This is a genomic window from Acinetobacter sp. ANC 4558 (assembly GCF_002135375.1).
GTDB lineage: Bacteria > Pseudomonadota > Gammaproteobacteria > Pseudomonadales > Moraxellaceae > Acinetobacter.
Genome location: NZ_NEGH01000001.1, coordinates 497,771 through 514,453 on the forward strand (window position 1 = coordinate 497,771; position 16,683 = coordinate 514,453).

The following is a 16,683-nucleotide window of genomic DNA, read 5'->3' on the forward strand; positions in this document are numbered from 1 at the left end:
TATGTCAGTATTATTAAAATGAATATTCAATGATGTTTTTCAATAATTAATTAATATTTTTTGGCAAGAAAATCGGTTAAATATTAAAATTGAGGCTTAATTTTGCGCTAAATTTTTGTAATGAGCGATCGTTTCAAAGGCATATGATTCTGCTGATCTTTAAAATTTGGAAAATATAGTTAACATATTGTTAATATGATTATTTATATAAAATATATTGATAAATATGATAATCATAAATTATTGTTTAAAAATGATGGTTTGAACGAAGTCTAAACAATATTTTGCTTTTACAGCTTGACCTTAAACACTGTAGGCGCTCAGAATGTTGCGATTAGTTTATAAAAGGCAACCAAGAGGTTGATATAAAGCAATGAGCCAACAAAACGACATTGAATATCAAGTAGACACATTAGCAATTCGCACAGGTCATACTCGTAGTTTTGAAGGTGAACATGGTGAACCAATTTTCCTGACATCTTCATTTGTTTATGAAAATGCAGCTGAAGCCGCTGCAAAATTTTCAGGACAAGAGCCTGGTAATATTTATACACGTTTTACAAACCCAACAGTGACAATGTTTGAAAAACGACTAGCTGCCATGGAAGGTGCAGAACGTGCTGTTGCGACTAGCTCTGGTATGGCTGCAATTATGGCAGTAGCAATGTCGTTTTTAAAGGTTGGTGACCATGTGGTATGCTCTCGTGCAGTTTTTGGTTCAACCGTTGCTTTATTTGAAAAATATGTAACTAAGTTTGGTGTAGCAGTAGATTTTGTAGATTTAACTGACTTAAATGCATGGAAAAATGCAATTAAACCAGAAACAAAATTATTATTTGTAGAGTCACCGTCAAATCCACTGGCTGAAATTGCAGATATTCAAGCTTTAGCAGATTTAGCGCATGCAAATGATGCTTTACTTGCAATAGATAATAGCTTTTGTACACCAGTATTACAGCAACCGATTAAGTTTGGTGCAGATCTAGTGGTTTATTCGGCAACTAAGTATTTAGATGGGCAGGGGCGTGCATTAGGTGGTGCTGTTGTTGGTAGTCATCAGTTACTAGAAGAAGTATTTGGGTATGTACGTACTACAGGTCCTTCTATGAGCCCATTTAATGCTTGGGTTTTCTTGAAAGGTTTGGAAACGTTAAGCTTAAGAATGAAAGCACATTCAGAGGGTGCGCAAAAAATAGCTGAGTTTTTAGATAATCACCCGAAAGTAGAAAAAGTTTATTATGCAGGGCTGTCTGAACATGAAGGAAACGCACTGGCTGCTATGCAACAAAAAGGTTTTGGCGGAATTGTTTCTTTTGAAGTAAAGGGTGGTCGCGAAGGTGCGTGGACAGTCATTGATCATACACAATTTATTTCAATAACTGGAAATTTAGGTGATGTAAAATCTACAATTACACATCCTGCAACGACAACTCATGGTAAATTATCACCTGAAGCAAAAGCGGCAGCGGGAATTCGTGAAGGATTAATTCGATTATCTGTTGGTTTAGAGGATATTGATGATATTATTGCGGACATTTCTCGTGGTTTAGATCTTATTTAAAGATTGTTCGGAGTTATTTATGAACATCAATATGTTGATGCAGCAAGCCCAGCGCATGCAAAAAGATGTAGAAAACAACATTAAGAAGGCGAAAGAGGAACTTGCTCAAACTGAAGTGCATGCTGAAGCAGGCGGTGGTTTAGTAAAAGTGACAATGACTTGCCGTAATGTGGTTAAACGTATCGAAATTAATCCTGAGTTACTTCAAGATGATGCAGACATGATTGAAGACTTAATTGCAGCGGCAATGAATGATGCGGCACGTCAAGCAGAAACAATTTCGGAAGAGCGCTTAAAATCTGCAAACTCTGGAATGGGATTACCACCAGGTTTAGCTGGAATGTTCTAAGGAAAAGTCGTTGTGTTTAGTGATCGTTTTGATCAACTTGTAAATGCACTGCGGATTTTGCCAAGCGTTGGACCGAAATCGGCTCAGCGCATGGCATTGCATCTGATTATGAAAAATAAACAGGGTGCAATTGGTTTAGCAGAGGCATTAAATGAAGCAACAACGTACATTCATGAATGTACGGTATGTCATTCATTAACAGAAGATGAAGTGTGTCAAATTTGTTTGTCTCCCGAGCGAGATGAGCAGCTCTTGTGTGTGGTTGAATCTCCTGCCGATGTTATGGCGATTGAACAAAGTGGTAGCTTTAGAGGTAAATATCATGTGCTGGGTGGGCATCTTTCACCTTTAGATGGTATTGGTCCTGAAGAGATTGGGATTCCATATCTAATTCAACGGTTGTCGGAAGGTAAAATTACAGAAGTGATTTTAGCGACGAATGCGACGGTTGAAGGACAAGCAACAGCACATTATTTGGTTGAAGCTGCTAAGCATTTACCAGTACATATGACCCGAATTGCTCAAGGTGTTCCTCAAGGTGGGGAGCTTGAATATGTGGATAGTCATACCTTAAGTCAAGCGGTTCATAATCGTATGAGAATGAAATAACGTTTATTTCATTCTTTATAATTTATAAGATTATTGAGTGGATTTATTATGTCTTTTATACTTTATTTATATAAATAATTTTGTTTTTAATTGTTTGAAATATAATGAATTAGGTTAATAAAGTAGCAAACAAATTAACACGTTATAGATAATTTGTATTTATTCATTACAATGGTCTAAAGAAAATGAGAAAACAAACCTCGTAGTTATGTTCCAGTTTATTCAGCAGCAAAATGAGTTTGAAAATGTACTTACATTAATGACTCAATGTAGTACATATGGTTTAGACACTGAGTTTATTAAGGTGGATACCTTATGGCCTAAATTGGGAATTTTTCAAATCAATATTAATGGGAAAGTCTTTTTATTAGATGGAACAACGCTAGATCTAACTCGTTTTTGGCAATTGTTGTTTAATGCAAAGCAAAATATTTTTCATGCCTGTGGAGAAGATTTAGACTTAATTTATCATTATGCACATCAGCAAAATTTAAATAATGTATTTGATACACAAGTTGCACTTTCATTCTTAGGTCATGGTTTGCAGGTGAGCTATCAAAATGCATTAAAACTTATGCTGAATATTGATATTGACAAGGATCAAACACGCTCAGATTGGTTGGCACGCCCTTTAACTCCTAAACAATTAGAGTATGCAGCAAATGATGTGCTCTATATTATGCAGTTGGCTGATACGATAAAATCTCAACTACAAGCCAAGCATTTATTGGCTTATGTTGAAGAGGATTGTCAACATTTAGCTCATGAAATTGGAAAAGAAACGCCAATTGAGCTCTTATATCAAGATGTGGGAAATTATCGCCATTCACGTCGTCAACTCATGCAACTTCAGCAATTGGCTATTTGGCGTGATCAAATTGCGAAAACATTAAATTTACCTCGTAGTTTTATTTTAAAAAATGCCACGATGATTGATTTGGTTGAGAAAAATCCGAAAAATAATTTTCAACTTGCCAGTATTAAGCAAATTCGACCAAATATTATACGAGATTATGGAAAGATCATTTTGGCTCTGTTACGTGCATTGCCAGAACAAGAACAATGGCCTTTTAGAATACCTCGTCCAATTCGTCACTCATCCCTTGAAGTGATGAATAATGTTGAACTAGTGATACAGTCTGTTGTGGATGAAACAGCAATTCCTAGAGAAGTATTGTTGCGTAAAAAATGGTTAAACTCATTGTATAAACATGTTGTTTTTAAAGCAGATGAACAAGATTTGCCTTCATATTTATTGGGATGGCGTTATGAAGTATTAACCAAACCCTTAATTCGTGCACTTTATGAAGATCAAGATTATTTATCACAACAAATGAAAGAGACTGACTAAAATAATTATCTTAAATGTTCTATAATTTAAGTGGAGTGAAAATTGGACTGATGCGTTAATTTTCATTAATGTATCAGGCTTTTTTTTGTTGTATGCTTTGTTACGCGTTAAATGAGTGTTATTGAAAATATGTTTTGTTCAATTTATAAGTCTAGCAAAAAAGATGAGATGTATTTGTATGTTGAACGTCTTGAAGCACATGAGAATAGTGAAGCTCCAAATCCATTAGAGTGTCTACCAGATGCATTGCGAAATGCTTTTGGGCGAGCAAGCTTTGTGATGGATTTAGAACTTGATGAATCTCGTAAACTTGCGCGTGTGAATGTTTTACATGTGTTGGATTCAATTGCGACAAAGGGTTTTTTTATTCAAATGCCTCCAGAGGGTTTGATTAATCCTAATGCAGTTGCACCAGAAGGTCTTCGTGGGGCATAAACGAGAAGAATTTGTGAGGAGAAATTAGTGGACGAATTTTTAGCATTTCTAGATACGATGCCCGAAGATACAATTGCAATTACAGCTTATTTAGTTTGTAGTTTTATTGTGCTGTTATGTTGGAATAGTATAGCAAAACGTCTACCACAATTTATCGGTGGTATGTCTACAATTCTTTTGTTTGCACTAATACTTACACCAACAGTGTCAGATGGGCACAATGCATCGATTGCACCCGCTATTTTTGGATTGGCATTTGGAATATTTACAAAAGACTCCTCACTTATTTGGTTTAACTCATCTTTGATACTCTTTGTGATAGGTGTATGTTCATTTGCTGTTTTCACATGGCGCAAATTTTTAGATAAAAATCAGCAAAAAGACAATGTAGAAGAAAAAGTATCACCGCTTTAAATAGACGTCAGGGTTTATCTATGTCAAAAAACATTCAACAATTTACGGGTACACAGCAATATATTGCAACGGATAGCCTAAAGCTTGCAGTGAAAGCTGCGCGTCAGTTACAAAAACCACTTTTAGTAAAAGGTGAGCCAGGAACTGGGAAAACGCTTTTAGCTGAGCAAGTTGCGCAAAGTTTAGGATTGAAACTTATTACTTGGCATATCAAATCAACCACTAAAGCACAGCAGGGTCTTTACGAATATGATGCGGTGTCACGCTTGCGTGATAGCCAGCTCGGTGACGATCGTGTTTATGATATCAAAAATTATATTAAACCAGGAAAGTTGTGGGAAGCATTTACGAGCGAAGAGCGTTGTGTTTTATTGATTGACGAAATTGATAAAGCAGATATTGAGTTTCCAAACGATTTACTACATGAATTAGATAAAATGTCGTTCTTTGTTTATGAGACAGGTGAAACAATTACAGCGCTGCAAAGACCGATTGTTATTATTACATCCAATAATGAAAAAGAGTTGCCAGATGCTTTTTTAAGACGCTGTTTCTTTCATTATATTGAATTTCCTGATGAAGCAACGATGCGAGAGATTATCGATGTCCACTTTCCAAGTATTTCAACCACATTAGTATCTGAAGCGTTACAGGTGTTTTTTAAATTACGCCAAGTTCCAGGTTTGAAAAAACCACCATCGACATCGGAACTGATTGATTGGTTAAGTTTACTGATGGCAGATGATCTTCCAGAAGATATATTGCGAAATGCAGATAAGACCAAGGCCATTCCACCTTTATATGGTGCATTGATTAAAAATGAACAAGATGTGCAATTGCTTGAACGTTTAGCTTTTATGGCTCGTCGTTAAAAGGAGAATGCGCCCATGTTTGTGCGGTTATTTTATACCTTAAGAAAATATGGCGTTCCTGTATCGACTCGTGAATTAATCGATTTAAATCAGGCGATTTCTGAAGAATTGGTGTTTGCAGATCAAGATGAATTCTATCAACTGACTAAAACGATCATGGTCAAAGATGAACGTTATTTTGATAAGTTTGATCGTGCAATGAAAGACTATTTTGATGGTATTTCAAGTTTTAATTTAGATGACATACTCAATCAGATTCATAATCTCCCCAAAGATTGGTTGGATTTAGAACTACTCGAAAAACATTTAACACCTGAGCAACGAGAAGAATTAAAAAAAGCTGGTTCACTTGAAGAATTGATGAAAATGTTGGAAGAGCGTTTACGTGAACAACATAAAAAACATCAAGGTGGTAATCGAATGATTGGCACGGGTGGAACTTCACCTTTTGGTGCATATGGTGATCATCCAGAGGGTGTACGTATTGGTGGACCTGGACGAAAACGATCTGCTGTGAAAGTCTGGGAACAACGTCAATATCGAAACTTAGATGATGAGCAGATTTTAGGCACACGTCAAATGCAAATGGCATTAAGGCGACTGAGAAAATTTGCAAGGCAAGGTGCTGCTGAAGAATTAGATATTGATAGTACGATTCGAGAAACAGCAAAACAAGGCATTTTAAATGTTCAATTGGTTCCTGAGCGTCGAAACAGAGTCAAAGTTTTAATGTTATTTGATGTGGGAGGATCAATGGATTCTCACATTGCACAATGTGAAAAGTTATTTAGTGCAGCAAAAACAGAATTTAAAACATTAGAATATTTTTACTTTCATAACTGTCTATATGACTATGTTTGGAAAGATAATCTTCGACGATCAAATACTAAAATGAACACCTTAGACTTATTGAATACCTATGGGCGAGATTATCGTGTCATTATTGTAGGGGATGCTAGTATGGCGCCTTATGAGTTAAATTCTGTAGGTGGTTCTGTGGAATATATGAATGATGAATCTGGGCGAGTTTGGTTTGGTCGGTTAAGACAACATTTTGAAAAAACGGCGTGGCTGAACCCTGAAGAATTTCATTATTGGCACTATACTCAGACAATTGGTTTGATTAGACAAATTTTTGAAGATCACATGTATCCAATGACACTAAAGGGTGTTGAGGACATGATCAAATATTTAGCACGATAAAATATTTTTATTTTAAAATTAGAGAGGGATTTTAATGACTCATCACATTAATGGCATAGCCTTGCCAAATGAAAATGGATTTTTTGGTGAATATGGTGGGCAGTTTATTCCACCTCATTTAAAACAGGCAATGGACGAGATTAATGCTGCATATGAAAAAATTCGTCAGACAACAGAATTTAAAAATGAATTAGCAGATTTATTTGCCAATTATGTGGGGCGACCAAGTCCATTATTTCATGCTAAGCGTTTATCTGATCAATTAGGCGGTGCTCAAATCTATCTCAAAAGAGAAGATCTTAACCATACGGGTGCGCATAAAATTAATCATTGTTTAGGCGAAGCATTGCTTGCCAAATATATGGGTAAAAAGAAAGTAATTGCAGAAACAGGTGCAGGGCAACATGGTGTTGCATTGGCAACGGCTTGCGCTTTGGTTGGAATTCCTTGTGAAATTCATATGGGACAAGTCGATATTGAGAAAGAACATCCTAATGTAGTTAAAATGAAAATTTTGGGTGCAAACTTGATTTCTGTAACACGTGGTACAGCAACATTAAAAGATGCTGTAGATAGCGCATTCGAAGAATATTTAAAAGATCCAGATCAATTTATCTATGCGATTGGCTCTGTTGTTGGTCCACATCCATTTCCGATGATGGTGCGAGATTTTCAAGCAATTATTGGTGATGAAATTAAAGTTCAAGCCCATGATCGTTTCGGTCAAAATCCTGATTATGTGGTTGCATGTGTTGGTGGTGGTTCAAATGCACTAGGTGCATTTACTGCATTTTTAAATGAGCCTGAAGTGCAATTGATTGGTGTTGAACCTGCTGGACATGGTTTAGATACCAATATGCATTCTGCAACGCTTACTTTGGGCAAACCAAGTCAAATTCATGGTATGGCATGTTATGTCCTTGAAGATGAGAATGGTGAACCTTTACCAGTGCATTCAATCGCATCGGGTTTAGATTATCCAGGGGTTGGACCACAACATAGCTTATTAAAAGATTTAGGACGTGTTGAATATACGACTGCGACGGACCAAGAATGTTTAGATGCATTTATGACGCTATCTCGTGTAGAGGGGATTGTTCCTGCGCTTGAAAGTTCACATGCGGTTGCGTGGGCAATTCGTGAAGCAGGAAAATTACCTAAAACGGTAAAAATTGTGGTTAATCTTTCTGGTCGCGGGGATAAAGATGCCGATTATGTGGCAGGAAAACTGGGTTTAAATTAATTAAGCCCAGTAAAAAACCTCGCAATCGCGAGGTTTTTTATGAAGAGAATAAATAATGATACATTTAGCCAGAAATATATTGTTGTAATTGCTCAATTAAGGTTTTTTGATCATTCATTGCCGCTTTAACTAAATCACCAATAGAGATTAAACCCAATAATTTGTCATTTTCAACAACAGGTAAATGTCGTAAATGTTTTTCAGTCATTAAATTTAAACAACTTTCAATGCGTATACTTGTATCTACTGTGATGACATTGGAAGTCATAATCTCGCTGACGTTGGTTGTTCTAGATGTTCTTTCTTTAAGAACAATTTTACGGGTGTAATCTCGTTCTGAAAAAATACCAACAACTTTTTCATTTTCTGTTACAACAACAGCACCAATCCCTTTTTCAGCCATAAGTTTAATCGCTGAAAATACGGTATCTGTTGGGCGAACGGTAAAAACTGCGTGATTCGCTTTATCGTGTAAAACGTTTTTTACGGTAGTCATTAATATTGTTTCTCCGTTTTTGTGATTATCGGTCTGTAAGATAAAGTTAGCGCGAAAAACATCAAATGCAAAGACCTCAACCGTTCAAATTTTCACTTTATATACTTAAAAGTGCGTATTAGACCATTTTAGGTTGATTAAAAAACAAATATGTCATTTGATGACAACTCAATTTAAATTTTTGTGTCGTGTGATACAGCGTAGGTAAAACATTTAAGCGGCTCAGTGTGGGTAAAAGAGCCAGTTGAAAATTCTCATGCGTAATTCTACGAGGTGTATAATTGGGCCAATATTTTTTTGCATATTTTTTGGCTTGAAAACTGGTTAGCCAAAAAGGAAAGATATGATCTTGGTGATCTGACGTCATTGCCCAACCATTATAATATAAACCCCAAAGTGAACCCGTATACATTAAAAACTTTAAGATTGAAATTTTTAGAAGGAATTCTTTAGGTAGTGGGTGTAAATGTGTAACACTGGTGAAGTCCATAATCAATTCTTATCAAATACATCAGGATTATAGTGTAAAGGAATTGTATGATGAGAATTGTAGGTGCTTTTATAAAAATCGTAAAAAAATATAACAATGATAGAACCTTAGCAAAAATACAAGCATAAAAAAACGCCACCTAAGTGACGTTTTTTTATGCTTGTAATGTGGCTAAATTTTGCCAATATTGACCTTTCATCGAGTCTTTTTCTACTCGAAAACCTTGATAATATAATTCAGCAAGAAACATTGCAGCTTTACCATGTCCTGCTAATGCAGCACTTTCAAGTTCTTTTACGGCATCTTGGAAGTTCATTTCATATTGAATCGTATTGATTGCTGATGCATAAACATGTTCTAAATCATGTTGTGATAATTGATTAATCATATATAACTCCTTATTGTAATTATGATTTAACATTTACTCGTTAAAGCCCACTTTTTTGGCTTTAGATTATTTTACCAATCTATCATTAAAGTAATATTACAAATTGATGGAAATGTCAAACTTAATTTCATTGCATTTGCTGTAATTTCAAGTTTAAATGATTAGGCAATAAACAAAAATATTTTTTTGTAATAACTAAAGCACAATTAGGAGTAAAGAAGATGACGAAGACCATCGATGGATTTGTATTGGATATACCCCCAATTAAATCTCAAATTATCGCTCTAGCGCAATATCATCATAAGAAAATTGATGAAGCTATTTTTCATCAAGAAGTACATTTAGGTCAATATGGTTTGGAGCAAAAATTTAAAATAGATGAATTTACAAAAACATTGTCTGATGTAGATCGAGAAAATTTTTACCAAATATATAGTACTGAGCTTAATCGATTAGCTCAAGACGATGATCATCACGCACATGATGACCCTGAAACAGGAAATTTAGGTGTAATTTTCATTATATTGGTTATTATTGCAGTCTCCATATATTTTATTTTTGCTCGTCCATTATTGGGTTGATGGAGTTTATAACATACGATTTTTAAAGAATTACTCAAATTTTCCGATCAATTCGTGCAATTTGAGTAATTCGCTTGTATATCGTTATGTAGCATTTTAAACTACCCAATTAGAGGTAGACATGCAAAAAGTGATTCATAAAATTCAATTGTTAAAAAATAGACTCAGATTAGAAGATATTTATAATATTATGATGATTTTTATTATCTTGATTATTTTAGGTTTATCTATTTTTGCTTCATTTCGTTCGATTAACCCAATACAGTTAAATAGCATTTATCAAATTTCGCAGCAATCAAATTATGCTGATACTCAAGAAATGGCATTGTTGTTATTGAACCAAGAGAAAATTAATGTGGGGCAGTATCTTAAATTGATGCTTGCATTACAAATGGAGCAAAAAAGAGCAAAGCAACTTCCAGCCATCTCGATTGAAAGTCATTCATAAATAGCGAATCACTTAGAAAGTTGAAGATTGTAAGTTGTCGTGTAATATTTGCAGTAGTGCTGTTTGATCTAGTTCTTTGCTGACAATAACAAGAGTAAGCCGATTGGGATGAAGATGTCGTTTAATCGCATTTTGAACATCATATGCGGTAATTTTTAATAAGTTTTTTGAATATTGCGCGAGATAATCTGTAGGTTCTTGGTAGAAACCCATCGCACCGAGTTGTGCATTGGTTAATGCATTGCTGCTGTAGTTCATTGGAAATGCTCTTAAGACTCCCATTCTGGTTTCTTCAAGTATGTGAGTATCAATGGGTTGTTGAGTAAAATCTACCAATGTTTTGTGAGCGATTTGAATACTTTCTAATAACTGATCTTGGCGAGTAGAATATCCGATATTAAAAAGTCCAGGTGCTTGGCTAAAACTCATATGACTTGTAATTCCATAAGTATATCCACGCTTTACGCGTAATTCTTTTGTGAGTAAGGAATTAAAACCACCACCTCCTAAGATTCGATTTGCAATTTCAAGTGCCAAACGATCTGGATCACCTCGTGTGGTGGTGATGTGTCCCATTGAAACATAAGCTTGTGTTGAATCAAAAGGGATGTGAATGATATTGAATCCATCTAAAGACTGAGGAGTGGGCAATACTTTTGCTGATTTGCCTTGTTTCAATAGATTTGCGATCTTGGAGGTGAGTTTTGTTGCTTCTTTAGAGGTTAAATCACCTGTAATTGCAATATTCATGTTTTGTGATACAAGAAATTGATCGCGAAACTTTTTAAGCCAACTTGAATTAATTTTCTGTATGCTTCCGTGGGTTCCAGCGATGGGTTCGGCATATGGATGAGCTTGATAAACTGAACGGTTAAATTGCGTTGCCAATACACGATTTGGATTTTCACTGAGCTGTTTTTGACCAACTTTCATATTGTTTAAGTTTAAATCTAAGCTTTGAGTTTTGAATGAAGCATTATTTAGTACTTCAATCATCATATCAGTTGCTGGTGTGAGCTTATCTGGGTCAGATAAAACACGTAGACGAACAATAAACATGTCTCTATAGGATTGAATACTAAATTGTGCACCTATGTTTTCAAATGTTGAAGCAATTTGCTGCGCAGAATATTGTTCTGTTCCCTCAGGCATCAGTTGAGCAACCATATTGGATAAGCCATATAACCCTTGCGCTATTTCCTCATCCCGTGCAGATCCTGCATTGAAAGTCAGTTGTATGTCTACAATCGGTAAGTCATGTGTCTCAACAAATAAGCTTCTTACATGATGTCGATTTTTGAGCTCGCGAACAAAAGGCGTTTGATAACTTGTTTTTGAGCTTAAACCTTTCAAACTATGTAAGGTCGAGATAGCTTTTATGGGTTCAGCATTGTCTTGGGTTTCTTTTAGGAGGGATGAATCTGAATGAACATTTGCGTGAAGAATGGCTGAAACCGAGAGAGAAGCTATTAATGTGATCAATTGATTTATTTGCATTGCTTTTCTCATTATTTAGTTATTTCTCTTCAGGTAAAAGATATAGCGTGGTTAAATTTTCACGGACAAAATATTTATTTGCCACACGTTTAATATCTTGAGGGGTAACATTTTCAAAATGTCTTGGGAGTTCATCTAGAAGGCGATAACTGAGTCCATTGACTTCTAAGTTACCAATCATTTTGGCCTGATGTATAATATCATCTTGATGATAAATAAAATCAGACACGAATTTAGCGGATGCTTGATCTATCTCACTTTGCGCTACACTATTTTTTTTAAGTATGTTTATTTCATTTTCAATTGCTTTATGTATTTCAGAAATAGAAGTACCTTCAGTAGGCAAAGCTGAAATTGTAAATAAGCTATCTCCACGATTATAAAGATCATAGCCAACACTGACAGAGCTCAGTATTTTTTTATCACGAATTAATTTCTGTTGTAGTCTTGATGAAATCCCACTGTCTAAAATTTTTTGAATAATGGTGAGTGCATAGACATCTTGAGGATCTTTTGCGGTGGCTAGGGATTTTACATTCCATGATAAATATAAATTAGGAACTTGCACTGGAAAATTAAGTTCCATGTGGCGAAAACCAAAGCGCTCAAACTCAATGACATCATTGCGTTCGGGTAGTTTTTGTGACGGAATTGGTGCAAAATATTTTTCAACTAGGCGGACGGTGGCTTCAGCATCGACATCACCGACAATCACTAAAATAGCGTTATTCGGTGTATACCAACTTTTATACCATGCTGTTAAATCTTTGAGCTGTAAGTTTTGCAACGTTTTCATATGACCAATGACAGGTTGACGATAATGACTAGTTGGATATGCAATCCATTTAAAACGTTCAAATGCTAAAGCCCGTGGATTATCATCTGTACGTTGTCGTCGTTCTTCCATGACAACATTAATTTCTGTATCGAAGTCTGCTTGTCTGAGTAATAAGTTAGACATGCGATCGGCTTCGAGTTCTAGTGCAAGTGGGAGGTATGTTTTAGGGTAAAGTTGATAGTAATTCGTATAATTTGTATAAGTGGCAGCATTGATAGTTCCTCCATATATTCGACTTAAACGGGTAAATTCATCACTGGGGACTTTACGCGTTCCTTTGAACATCATATGTTCTAATGCATGTGATATACCCAGTACATTACCCGACTCATCACTGCTTCCGACTTTGTACCAAATTTGAGTCATAACCATTGGAGAGCGATGATCTTCACGAATGATGACTTTTAAACCATTTTTTAATGTGGTTTCAAAAGTAGAGTGGGCAAGTTCGCTGCGTGTGTCTGCATAAGTTATTGTATTTAAAGATAAGGTTGTGATTGCAATAAAATTTACTGTGATAGAACATTTCTGCAAAAATAAAATAGACTTTTTTATTAATCGTTTTGGCACAAAAATCCATAAAATAAAAAAGAGAAGATTAAATCATTGTCTAAAATTGATGTTGAATACGCAAGACAGGTCTGTTGGAGTTTGGTAGGCTTTAAAACAAATTGGTGTTACGCGTAAAAATAGGGAATCTTTGTGCTAGAATTTACTTTTTTATGTAATGCTTTTTTTCAAGGATTCGGTATGCAACAGCAATCTAATGGGCAAAATAAATTTTTGATTGATGCTGATATCGGTGATGATGATATTACTTTACCGAATTTACCGTCAGTGAATATACCTATTGTTGAAAATCCGAAAGTTGAAGAAGCTGTTCCTGTAGAACTACAGGACACGCAAGAAGAAAAATCAAAAGGCGGTTTCTTTAGCCGAATGAAAGAAGGCTTAACGAAATCCAGAAAAAGCTTTACCGATGGAATGGTCAATATCTTGATTGGCGGTAAAGAAATTGATGATGAATTACTTGAAGAAGTTGAAGAGCAACTTTTAGTTGCAGATATTGGTGTAGAGGCAACAAAAACCATTATTGCGAATTTGACTGAAAGAACTGCGCGTGGAGATTTGATTTACTCACACTCACTCTACAAGGCATTACAAGAAGAATTAGTGGCTTTACTTGCACCACGTGTTAAACCATTGCATATTGATCCCAATAAAGCACCTTTTGTTATTTTGGTTGTTGGTGTCAATGGTGTTGGAAAAACCACAACAATTGGAAAACTTGCAAAACGATTACAAGGTGAAGGAAAAAAAGTCATGTTGGCGGCTGGTGACACCTTTCGTGCCGCAGCAACTGAGCAATTACAAATTTGGGGTGAGCGTAATAATATTGCTGTCGTGTCGCAAGGGCATGGTGCAGATTCGGCCTCTGTTATTTTTGATGCTTTTGAAAGTGCCCGTGCAAAAGGAATTGATGTTCTGATTGCAGATACAGCAGGGCGATTACACAACAAAAGTAATTTAATGCAAGAGTTAACAAAAGTTAAACGTGTGATGCAAAAAATTGATGCAACTGCACCCCATGAAGTCATGCTGGTTGTGGATGCAGGTACAGGACAAAATGCTATTAATCAGGTTGAATTATTTGATGAAGCCGTAGGTCTTACAGGTATTACCATCACGAAACTCGATGGTACAGCTAAAGGTGGGGTATTATTTAATATTGCAAGCCGTACCCATGTACCTATTCGCTTTATTGGTATTGGAGAAAAAATTGATGATTTGCGTCCTTTCTCAGCTAAGTCCTTTGTAGCGGCTTTATTTGAAACTGAAAAATAAGTTATTAGCCTATTCATTATAAAAATCCCCCACAAATGTGGGGGTTTTTATGCATGGTTCAATTGATGTATAGATGAATGGGATCGTTCTAAAAATGAGAAGCAATGTTATAGAATTTGCTATTTTTAAAAAAAGTAAAACAATTAATAATAAATCATCGACATCAACTTGATTACACAATCAATGGGGCAAAAAATGACATTTTTACATCAAATTGAAAAACGCCGTACCATTTATACGATCGGAAAAAGCGTAACATTATCGCAACAAGAAATAGAAGATGTAATTGAAAAAGCTGTTGAATTTAGCCCTTCTTCTTTTAATTCACAAAGTTCTCGTGTGGTGAAATTATTTGGTGCATCACATCTAAAATTTTGGAATATTGTTGTAGAAACATTGCGTAAAATTGTCCCAACAGAAGCATTTCCCGCAACTGAAGCAAAAATTCAAAGTTTTGCGGCAGGATATGGCACAGTATTATTTTATGAAGACCAAAATGTCATAAAATCACTACAAGAAAATTTTGCAGCGTATGCCGATAATTTTCCTGTTTGGTCAGAACATTCAACAGCGATTGCACAATTTGCGGTTTGGACAGCACTATCTGAGCAAAATATTGGCGCATCTTTACAGCATTACAATCCCATCATTGATGATGAAGTTGCACAAACGTTTGATATCCCATCAAATTGGAAGCTGAGAGCACAATTGGTGTTTGGTTCTATTGAAGCACCGGCGGGTGAAAAACAATTTATAGAAAAAGCAAATCGTTTTAAAACATTTAATTAATCTATGTATTGATGATTTTAAAAAAGGGCATTTCTGTGCCCTTTTTATTAAAGTTTCATGAAATTGTCATTAATGAGGTAGATAGTATTTGTTTATTTATGTATAGATGAGAAATATAAATGTTAAAACAAATATCTACTTTGGTTGTTGCGATGTCTCTAAGTAGTTTTGTTGTAGCAGCAGTAACGCTTACGACGCCACAAGAAATTAAAGTAGAAGAAATAAATGGTCAACCGATCGCAAAAAAAATATTTGGTTCTGATTCACGTCAATTTCAATTAAAATCTGGCATTAATGATTTGGAAGTAAGCTATTACCAATACTTTGAGGCTGAAAATGGTATTGGTGCACATGATATTGTGAGATCTGCACCCGTACGGATTAAAACACCGCTTTTAAAAGATAACGAAACATATACCTTAGCTTTGATACAAGCACCTAAAACAAATGACCAAGCAAAAGCATTTGCAAAACAACCAGTATTTGGGCTTTATAATAATAAAAATGAATTGCTAATGACTCAAGAAGGAACGTATCAGCAACCAAGAGGAATTATTAATGCTGTTTTTGGCGATCAAAATATAACAAGAAATTTAAATGAAAATAAAGTTCAACCAAAAGCAGTTTATACTCAAAATGCAGAATTCTTAAATCAAAAAAGTGATGAAGTACAACAAACGACAAAGAATGCATTGAATCAGTTGATCTTGTCATGGAAAAATGCCAATAAAGAAGACAGACAAAAATTTATGTTATGGTTGGCTGAGCAGGCAAATTAACATTACTTCTATCGTTTGTGGATATAAAATATTCTAAATTGTAGTTTATAGATTAAATAATAATCACTTGATAAGAAAAATCAAAAACAATGTAGATTAGGGGTTGCAATGATTTTGAATTAGTCTAGAATGCACCCCATACCGACGAGATAGACGGAAACGAACGAAGCACGCAGTGCTAAGTTGTTGAGTTTATTGAAGTCCATCATCTAGTACTGACGAGGTATTAGAGAGATCATTAAGAGAATATGAAGAACAACTTGTGTGGATTTTTACTGATTGATCGATCGAAAATATTTCATTGATAATTGGTAAGAATTACTCGAAGTTTATTTGAGAATTTTTTGTCAGTAATTGATGAGCCAGATTTAGCACTTTTATTAAAGTGCAAAATGATTTTAACTGAAGAGTTTGATCATGGCTCAGATTGAACGCTGGCGGCAGGCTTAACACATGCAAGTCGAGCGGGGAGATGTAGCTTGCTACATCACCTAG

General features: G+C 35.3%; 19 protein-coding genes and 1 rRNA gene. 15 read left to right on the forward strand and 5 right to left on the reverse strand.

The genetic code is table 11. The features are described from left to right. Window positions 1-373: 373 nt before the first annotated feature. The 9 genes from B9T31_RS02380 to trpB all read left to right on the forward strand — a co-directional run bounded on the left by B9T31_RS02380 (window position 374) and on the right by trpB (window position 8,037). On the forward strand, window positions 374-1,561 hold the full coding sequence (locus tag B9T31_RS02380) for an O-succinylhomoserine sulfhydrylase (RefSeq protein WP_086180349.1): 1,188 nt from the start codon (window positions 374-376) through the stop codon (window positions 1,559-1,561). 19 nt (window positions 1,562-1,580) lie between these two features. Continuing rightward, window positions 1,581-1,910: a YbaB/EbfC family nucleoid-associated protein gene (locus B9T31_RS02385; RefSeq protein ID WP_086180350.1), complete on the forward strand. Its 330-nt coding sequence runs from the start codon at window positions 1,581-1,583 to the stop codon at window positions 1,908-1,910. Window positions 1,911-1,922: 12 nt separating this feature from the next. Further along, complete coding sequence (gene recR / locus B9T31_RS02390; RefSeq protein ID WP_086180351.1) at window positions 1,923-2,519, forward strand: recombination mediator RecR; 597 nt, start codon at window positions 1,923-1,925, stop codon at window positions 2,517-2,519. 208 nt (window positions 2,520-2,727) lie between these two features. Next, a complete protein-coding gene (locus B9T31_RS02395) occupies window positions 2,728-3,870 on the forward strand; it encodes a ribonuclease D (protein WP_086180352.1) in 1,143 nt (380 codons plus the stop codon). A 129-nt stretch (window positions 3,871-3,999) separates the two neighbouring features. Beyond that, window positions 4,000-4,305 (forward strand): YcgL domain-containing protein, encoded by a 306-nt coding sequence (locus B9T31_RS02400; RefSeq protein ID WP_086180391.1) that lies wholly within the window; start codon window positions 4,000-4,002, stop codon window positions 4,303-4,305. Between the two features lie 27 nt (window positions 4,306-4,332). Beyond that, complete coding sequence (locus tag B9T31_RS02405) at window positions 4,333-4,719, forward strand: hypothetical protein (protein ID WP_086180353.1); 387 nt, start codon at window positions 4,333-4,335, stop codon at window positions 4,717-4,719. A 20-nt stretch (window positions 4,720-4,739) separates the two neighbouring features. Beyond that, window positions 4,740-5,591 (forward strand): AAA family ATPase, encoded by an 852-nt coding sequence (locus B9T31_RS02410; protein ID WP_086180354.1) that lies wholly within the window; start codon window positions 4,740-4,742, stop codon window positions 5,589-5,591. A gap of 15 nt (window positions 5,592-5,606) precedes the next feature. Further along, window positions 5,607-6,794, forward strand: coding sequence for a vWA domain-containing protein (locus B9T31_RS02415; protein WP_086180355.1), 1,188 nt, complete (start codon window positions 5,607-5,609; stop codon window positions 6,792-6,794). A gap of 34 nt (window positions 6,795-6,828) precedes the next feature. Next, window positions 6,829-8,037 carry a tryptophan synthase subunit beta gene (gene trpB, locus B9T31_RS02420; protein ID WP_086180356.1) on the forward strand — a complete coding sequence of 403 codons (1,209 nt, stop codon included), beginning with the start codon at window positions 6,829-6,831 and terminating at the stop codon, window positions 8,035-8,037. 64 nt (window positions 8,038-8,101) lie between these two features. Here trpB and B9T31_RS02425 read toward each other — a convergent pair whose 3' ends face one another. From B9T31_RS02425 to B9T31_RS02435, 3 genes are all read right to left on the reverse strand, one after another. After that, window positions 8,102-8,533: a CBS domain-containing protein gene (locus B9T31_RS02425; protein ID WP_086180357.1), complete on the reverse strand. Its 432-nt coding sequence runs from the start codon at window positions 8,531-8,533 to the stop codon at window positions 8,102-8,104. Window positions 8,534-8,651: 118 nt separating this feature from the next. Then, window positions 8,652-9,023 (reverse strand): DUF2750 domain-containing protein, encoded by a 372-nt coding sequence (locus tag B9T31_RS02430; RefSeq protein WP_086180358.1) that lies wholly within the window; start codon window positions 9,021-9,023, stop codon window positions 8,652-8,654. A gap of 154 nt (window positions 9,024-9,177) precedes the next feature. Beyond that, the gene (locus B9T31_RS02435) at window positions 9,178-9,411 is read right to left on the reverse strand and encodes a hypothetical protein (RefSeq protein ID WP_086180359.1); all 234 of its coding nucleotides are present in this window, start codon (window positions 9,409-9,411) and stop codon (window positions 9,178-9,180) included. Between the two features lie 221 nt (window positions 9,412-9,632). Between B9T31_RS02435 and B9T31_RS02440 the strand changes: the two genes are divergently transcribed. After that, a complete protein-coding gene (locus B9T31_RS02440) occupies window positions 9,633-9,992 on the forward strand; it encodes a hypothetical protein (RefSeq protein WP_086180360.1) in 360 nt (119 codons plus the stop codon). 121 nt (window positions 9,993-10,113) lie between these two features. Next, entirely contained in the window at window positions 10,114-10,440 is a 327-nt protein-coding gene (locus B9T31_RS02445) for a hypothetical protein (RefSeq protein WP_086180361.1), read from the forward strand. Window positions 10,441-10,452: 12 nt separating this feature from the next. Here B9T31_RS02445 and B9T31_RS02450 read toward each other — a convergent pair whose 3' ends face one another. Both B9T31_RS02450 and B9T31_RS02455 read right to left on the reverse strand, forming a co-directional pair. Further along, the gene (locus tag B9T31_RS02450) at window positions 10,453-11,937 is read right to left on the reverse strand and encodes a M16 family metallopeptidase (protein WP_086180362.1); all 1,485 of its coding nucleotides are present in this window, start codon (window positions 11,935-11,937) and stop codon (window positions 10,453-10,455) included. Between the two features lie 19 nt (window positions 11,938-11,956). Next, a complete protein-coding gene (locus B9T31_RS02455; protein ID WP_171264671.1) occupies window positions 11,957-13,351 on the reverse strand; it encodes a M16 family metallopeptidase in 1,395 nt (464 codons plus the stop codon). A gap of 174 nt (window positions 13,352-13,525) precedes the next feature. Between B9T31_RS02455 and ftsY the strand changes: the two genes are divergently transcribed. The 4 genes from ftsY to B9T31_RS02475 all read left to right on the forward strand — a co-directional run. Then, window positions 13,526-14,620, forward strand: coding sequence for a signal recognition particle-docking protein FtsY (gene ftsY, locus B9T31_RS02460; protein ID WP_086180363.1), 1,095 nt, complete (start codon window positions 13,526-13,528; stop codon window positions 14,618-14,620). A gap of 195 nt (window positions 14,621-14,815) precedes the next feature. Further along, window positions 14,816-15,409, forward strand: a complete 594-nt coding sequence (locus B9T31_RS02465) for a nitroreductase family protein (protein WP_086180364.1) — start codon at window positions 14,816-14,818, stop codon at window positions 15,407-15,409. 119 nt (window positions 15,410-15,528) lie between these two features. Next, window positions 15,529-16,188: a DUF2057 family protein gene (locus B9T31_RS02470; RefSeq protein WP_086180365.1), complete on the forward strand. Its 660-nt coding sequence runs from the start codon at window positions 15,529-15,531 to the stop codon at window positions 16,186-16,188. Window positions 16,189-16,587: 399 nt separating this feature from the next. Beyond that, window positions 16,588-16,683: ribosomal RNA gene (locus B9T31_RS02475) — 16S ribosomal RNA — on the forward strand; the annotation flags it as partial.

Bases quoted from the DNA above. Each gene is read 5' to 3' on its own strand.
- B9T31_RS02440 (WP_086180360.1), top strand. From the start codon at position 9,633: ATGACGAAGACCATCGATGGATTTGTATTGGATATACCCCCAATTAAA.
- B9T31_RS02435 (WP_086180359.1), bottom strand. From the start codon at position 9,411: ATGATTAATCAATTATCACAACATGATTTAGAACATGTTTATGCATCA.
- B9T31_RS02400 (WP_086180391.1), top strand. From the start codon at position 4,000: ATGTTTTGTTCAATTTATAAGTCTAGCAAAAAAGATGAGATGTATTTG.
- B9T31_RS02445 (WP_086180361.1), top strand. From the start codon at position 10,114: ATGCAAAAAGTGATTCATAAAATTCAATTGTTAAAAAATAGACTCAGA.
- B9T31_RS02425 (WP_086180357.1), bottom strand. From the start codon at position 8,533: ATGACTACCGTAAAAAACGTTTTACACGATAAAGCGAATCACGCAGTT.
- B9T31_RS02380 (WP_086180349.1), top strand. From the start codon at position 374: ATGAGCCAACAAAACGACATTGAATATCAAGTAGACACATTAGCAATT.
- B9T31_RS02450 (WP_086180362.1), bottom strand. From the start codon at position 11,937: ATGCAAATAAATCAATTGATCACATTAATAGCTTCTCTCTCGGTTTCA.
- B9T31_RS02385 (WP_086180350.1), top strand. From the start codon at position 1,581: ATGAACATCAATATGTTGATGCAGCAAGCCCAGCGCATGCAAAAAGAT.
- B9T31_RS02415 (WP_086180355.1), top strand. From the start codon at position 5,607: ATGTTTGTGCGGTTATTTTATACCTTAAGAAAATATGGCGTTCCTGTA.
- ftsY (WP_086180363.1), top strand. From the start codon at position 13,526: ATGCAACAGCAATCTAATGGGCAAAATAAATTTTTGATTGATGCTGAT.
- B9T31_RS02465 (WP_086180364.1), top strand. From the start codon at position 14,816: ATGACATTTTTACATCAAATTGAAAAACGCCGTACCATTTATACGATC.
- B9T31_RS02410 (WP_086180354.1), top strand. From the start codon at position 4,740: ATGTCAAAAAACATTCAACAATTTACGGGTACACAGCAATATATTGCA.
- B9T31_RS02470 (WP_086180365.1), top strand. From the start codon at position 15,529: ATGTTAAAACAAATATCTACTTTGGTTGTTGCGATGTCTCTAAGTAGT.
- B9T31_RS02395 (WP_086180352.1), top strand. From the start codon at position 2,728: ATGTTCCAGTTTATTCAGCAGCAAAATGAGTTTGAAAATGTACTTACA.
- B9T31_RS02430 (WP_086180358.1), bottom strand. From the start codon at position 9,023: ATGGACTTCACCAGTGTTACACATTTACACCCACTACCTAAAGAATTC.
- trpB (WP_086180356.1), top strand. From the start codon at position 6,829: ATGACTCATCACATTAATGGCATAGCCTTGCCAAATGAAAATGGATTT.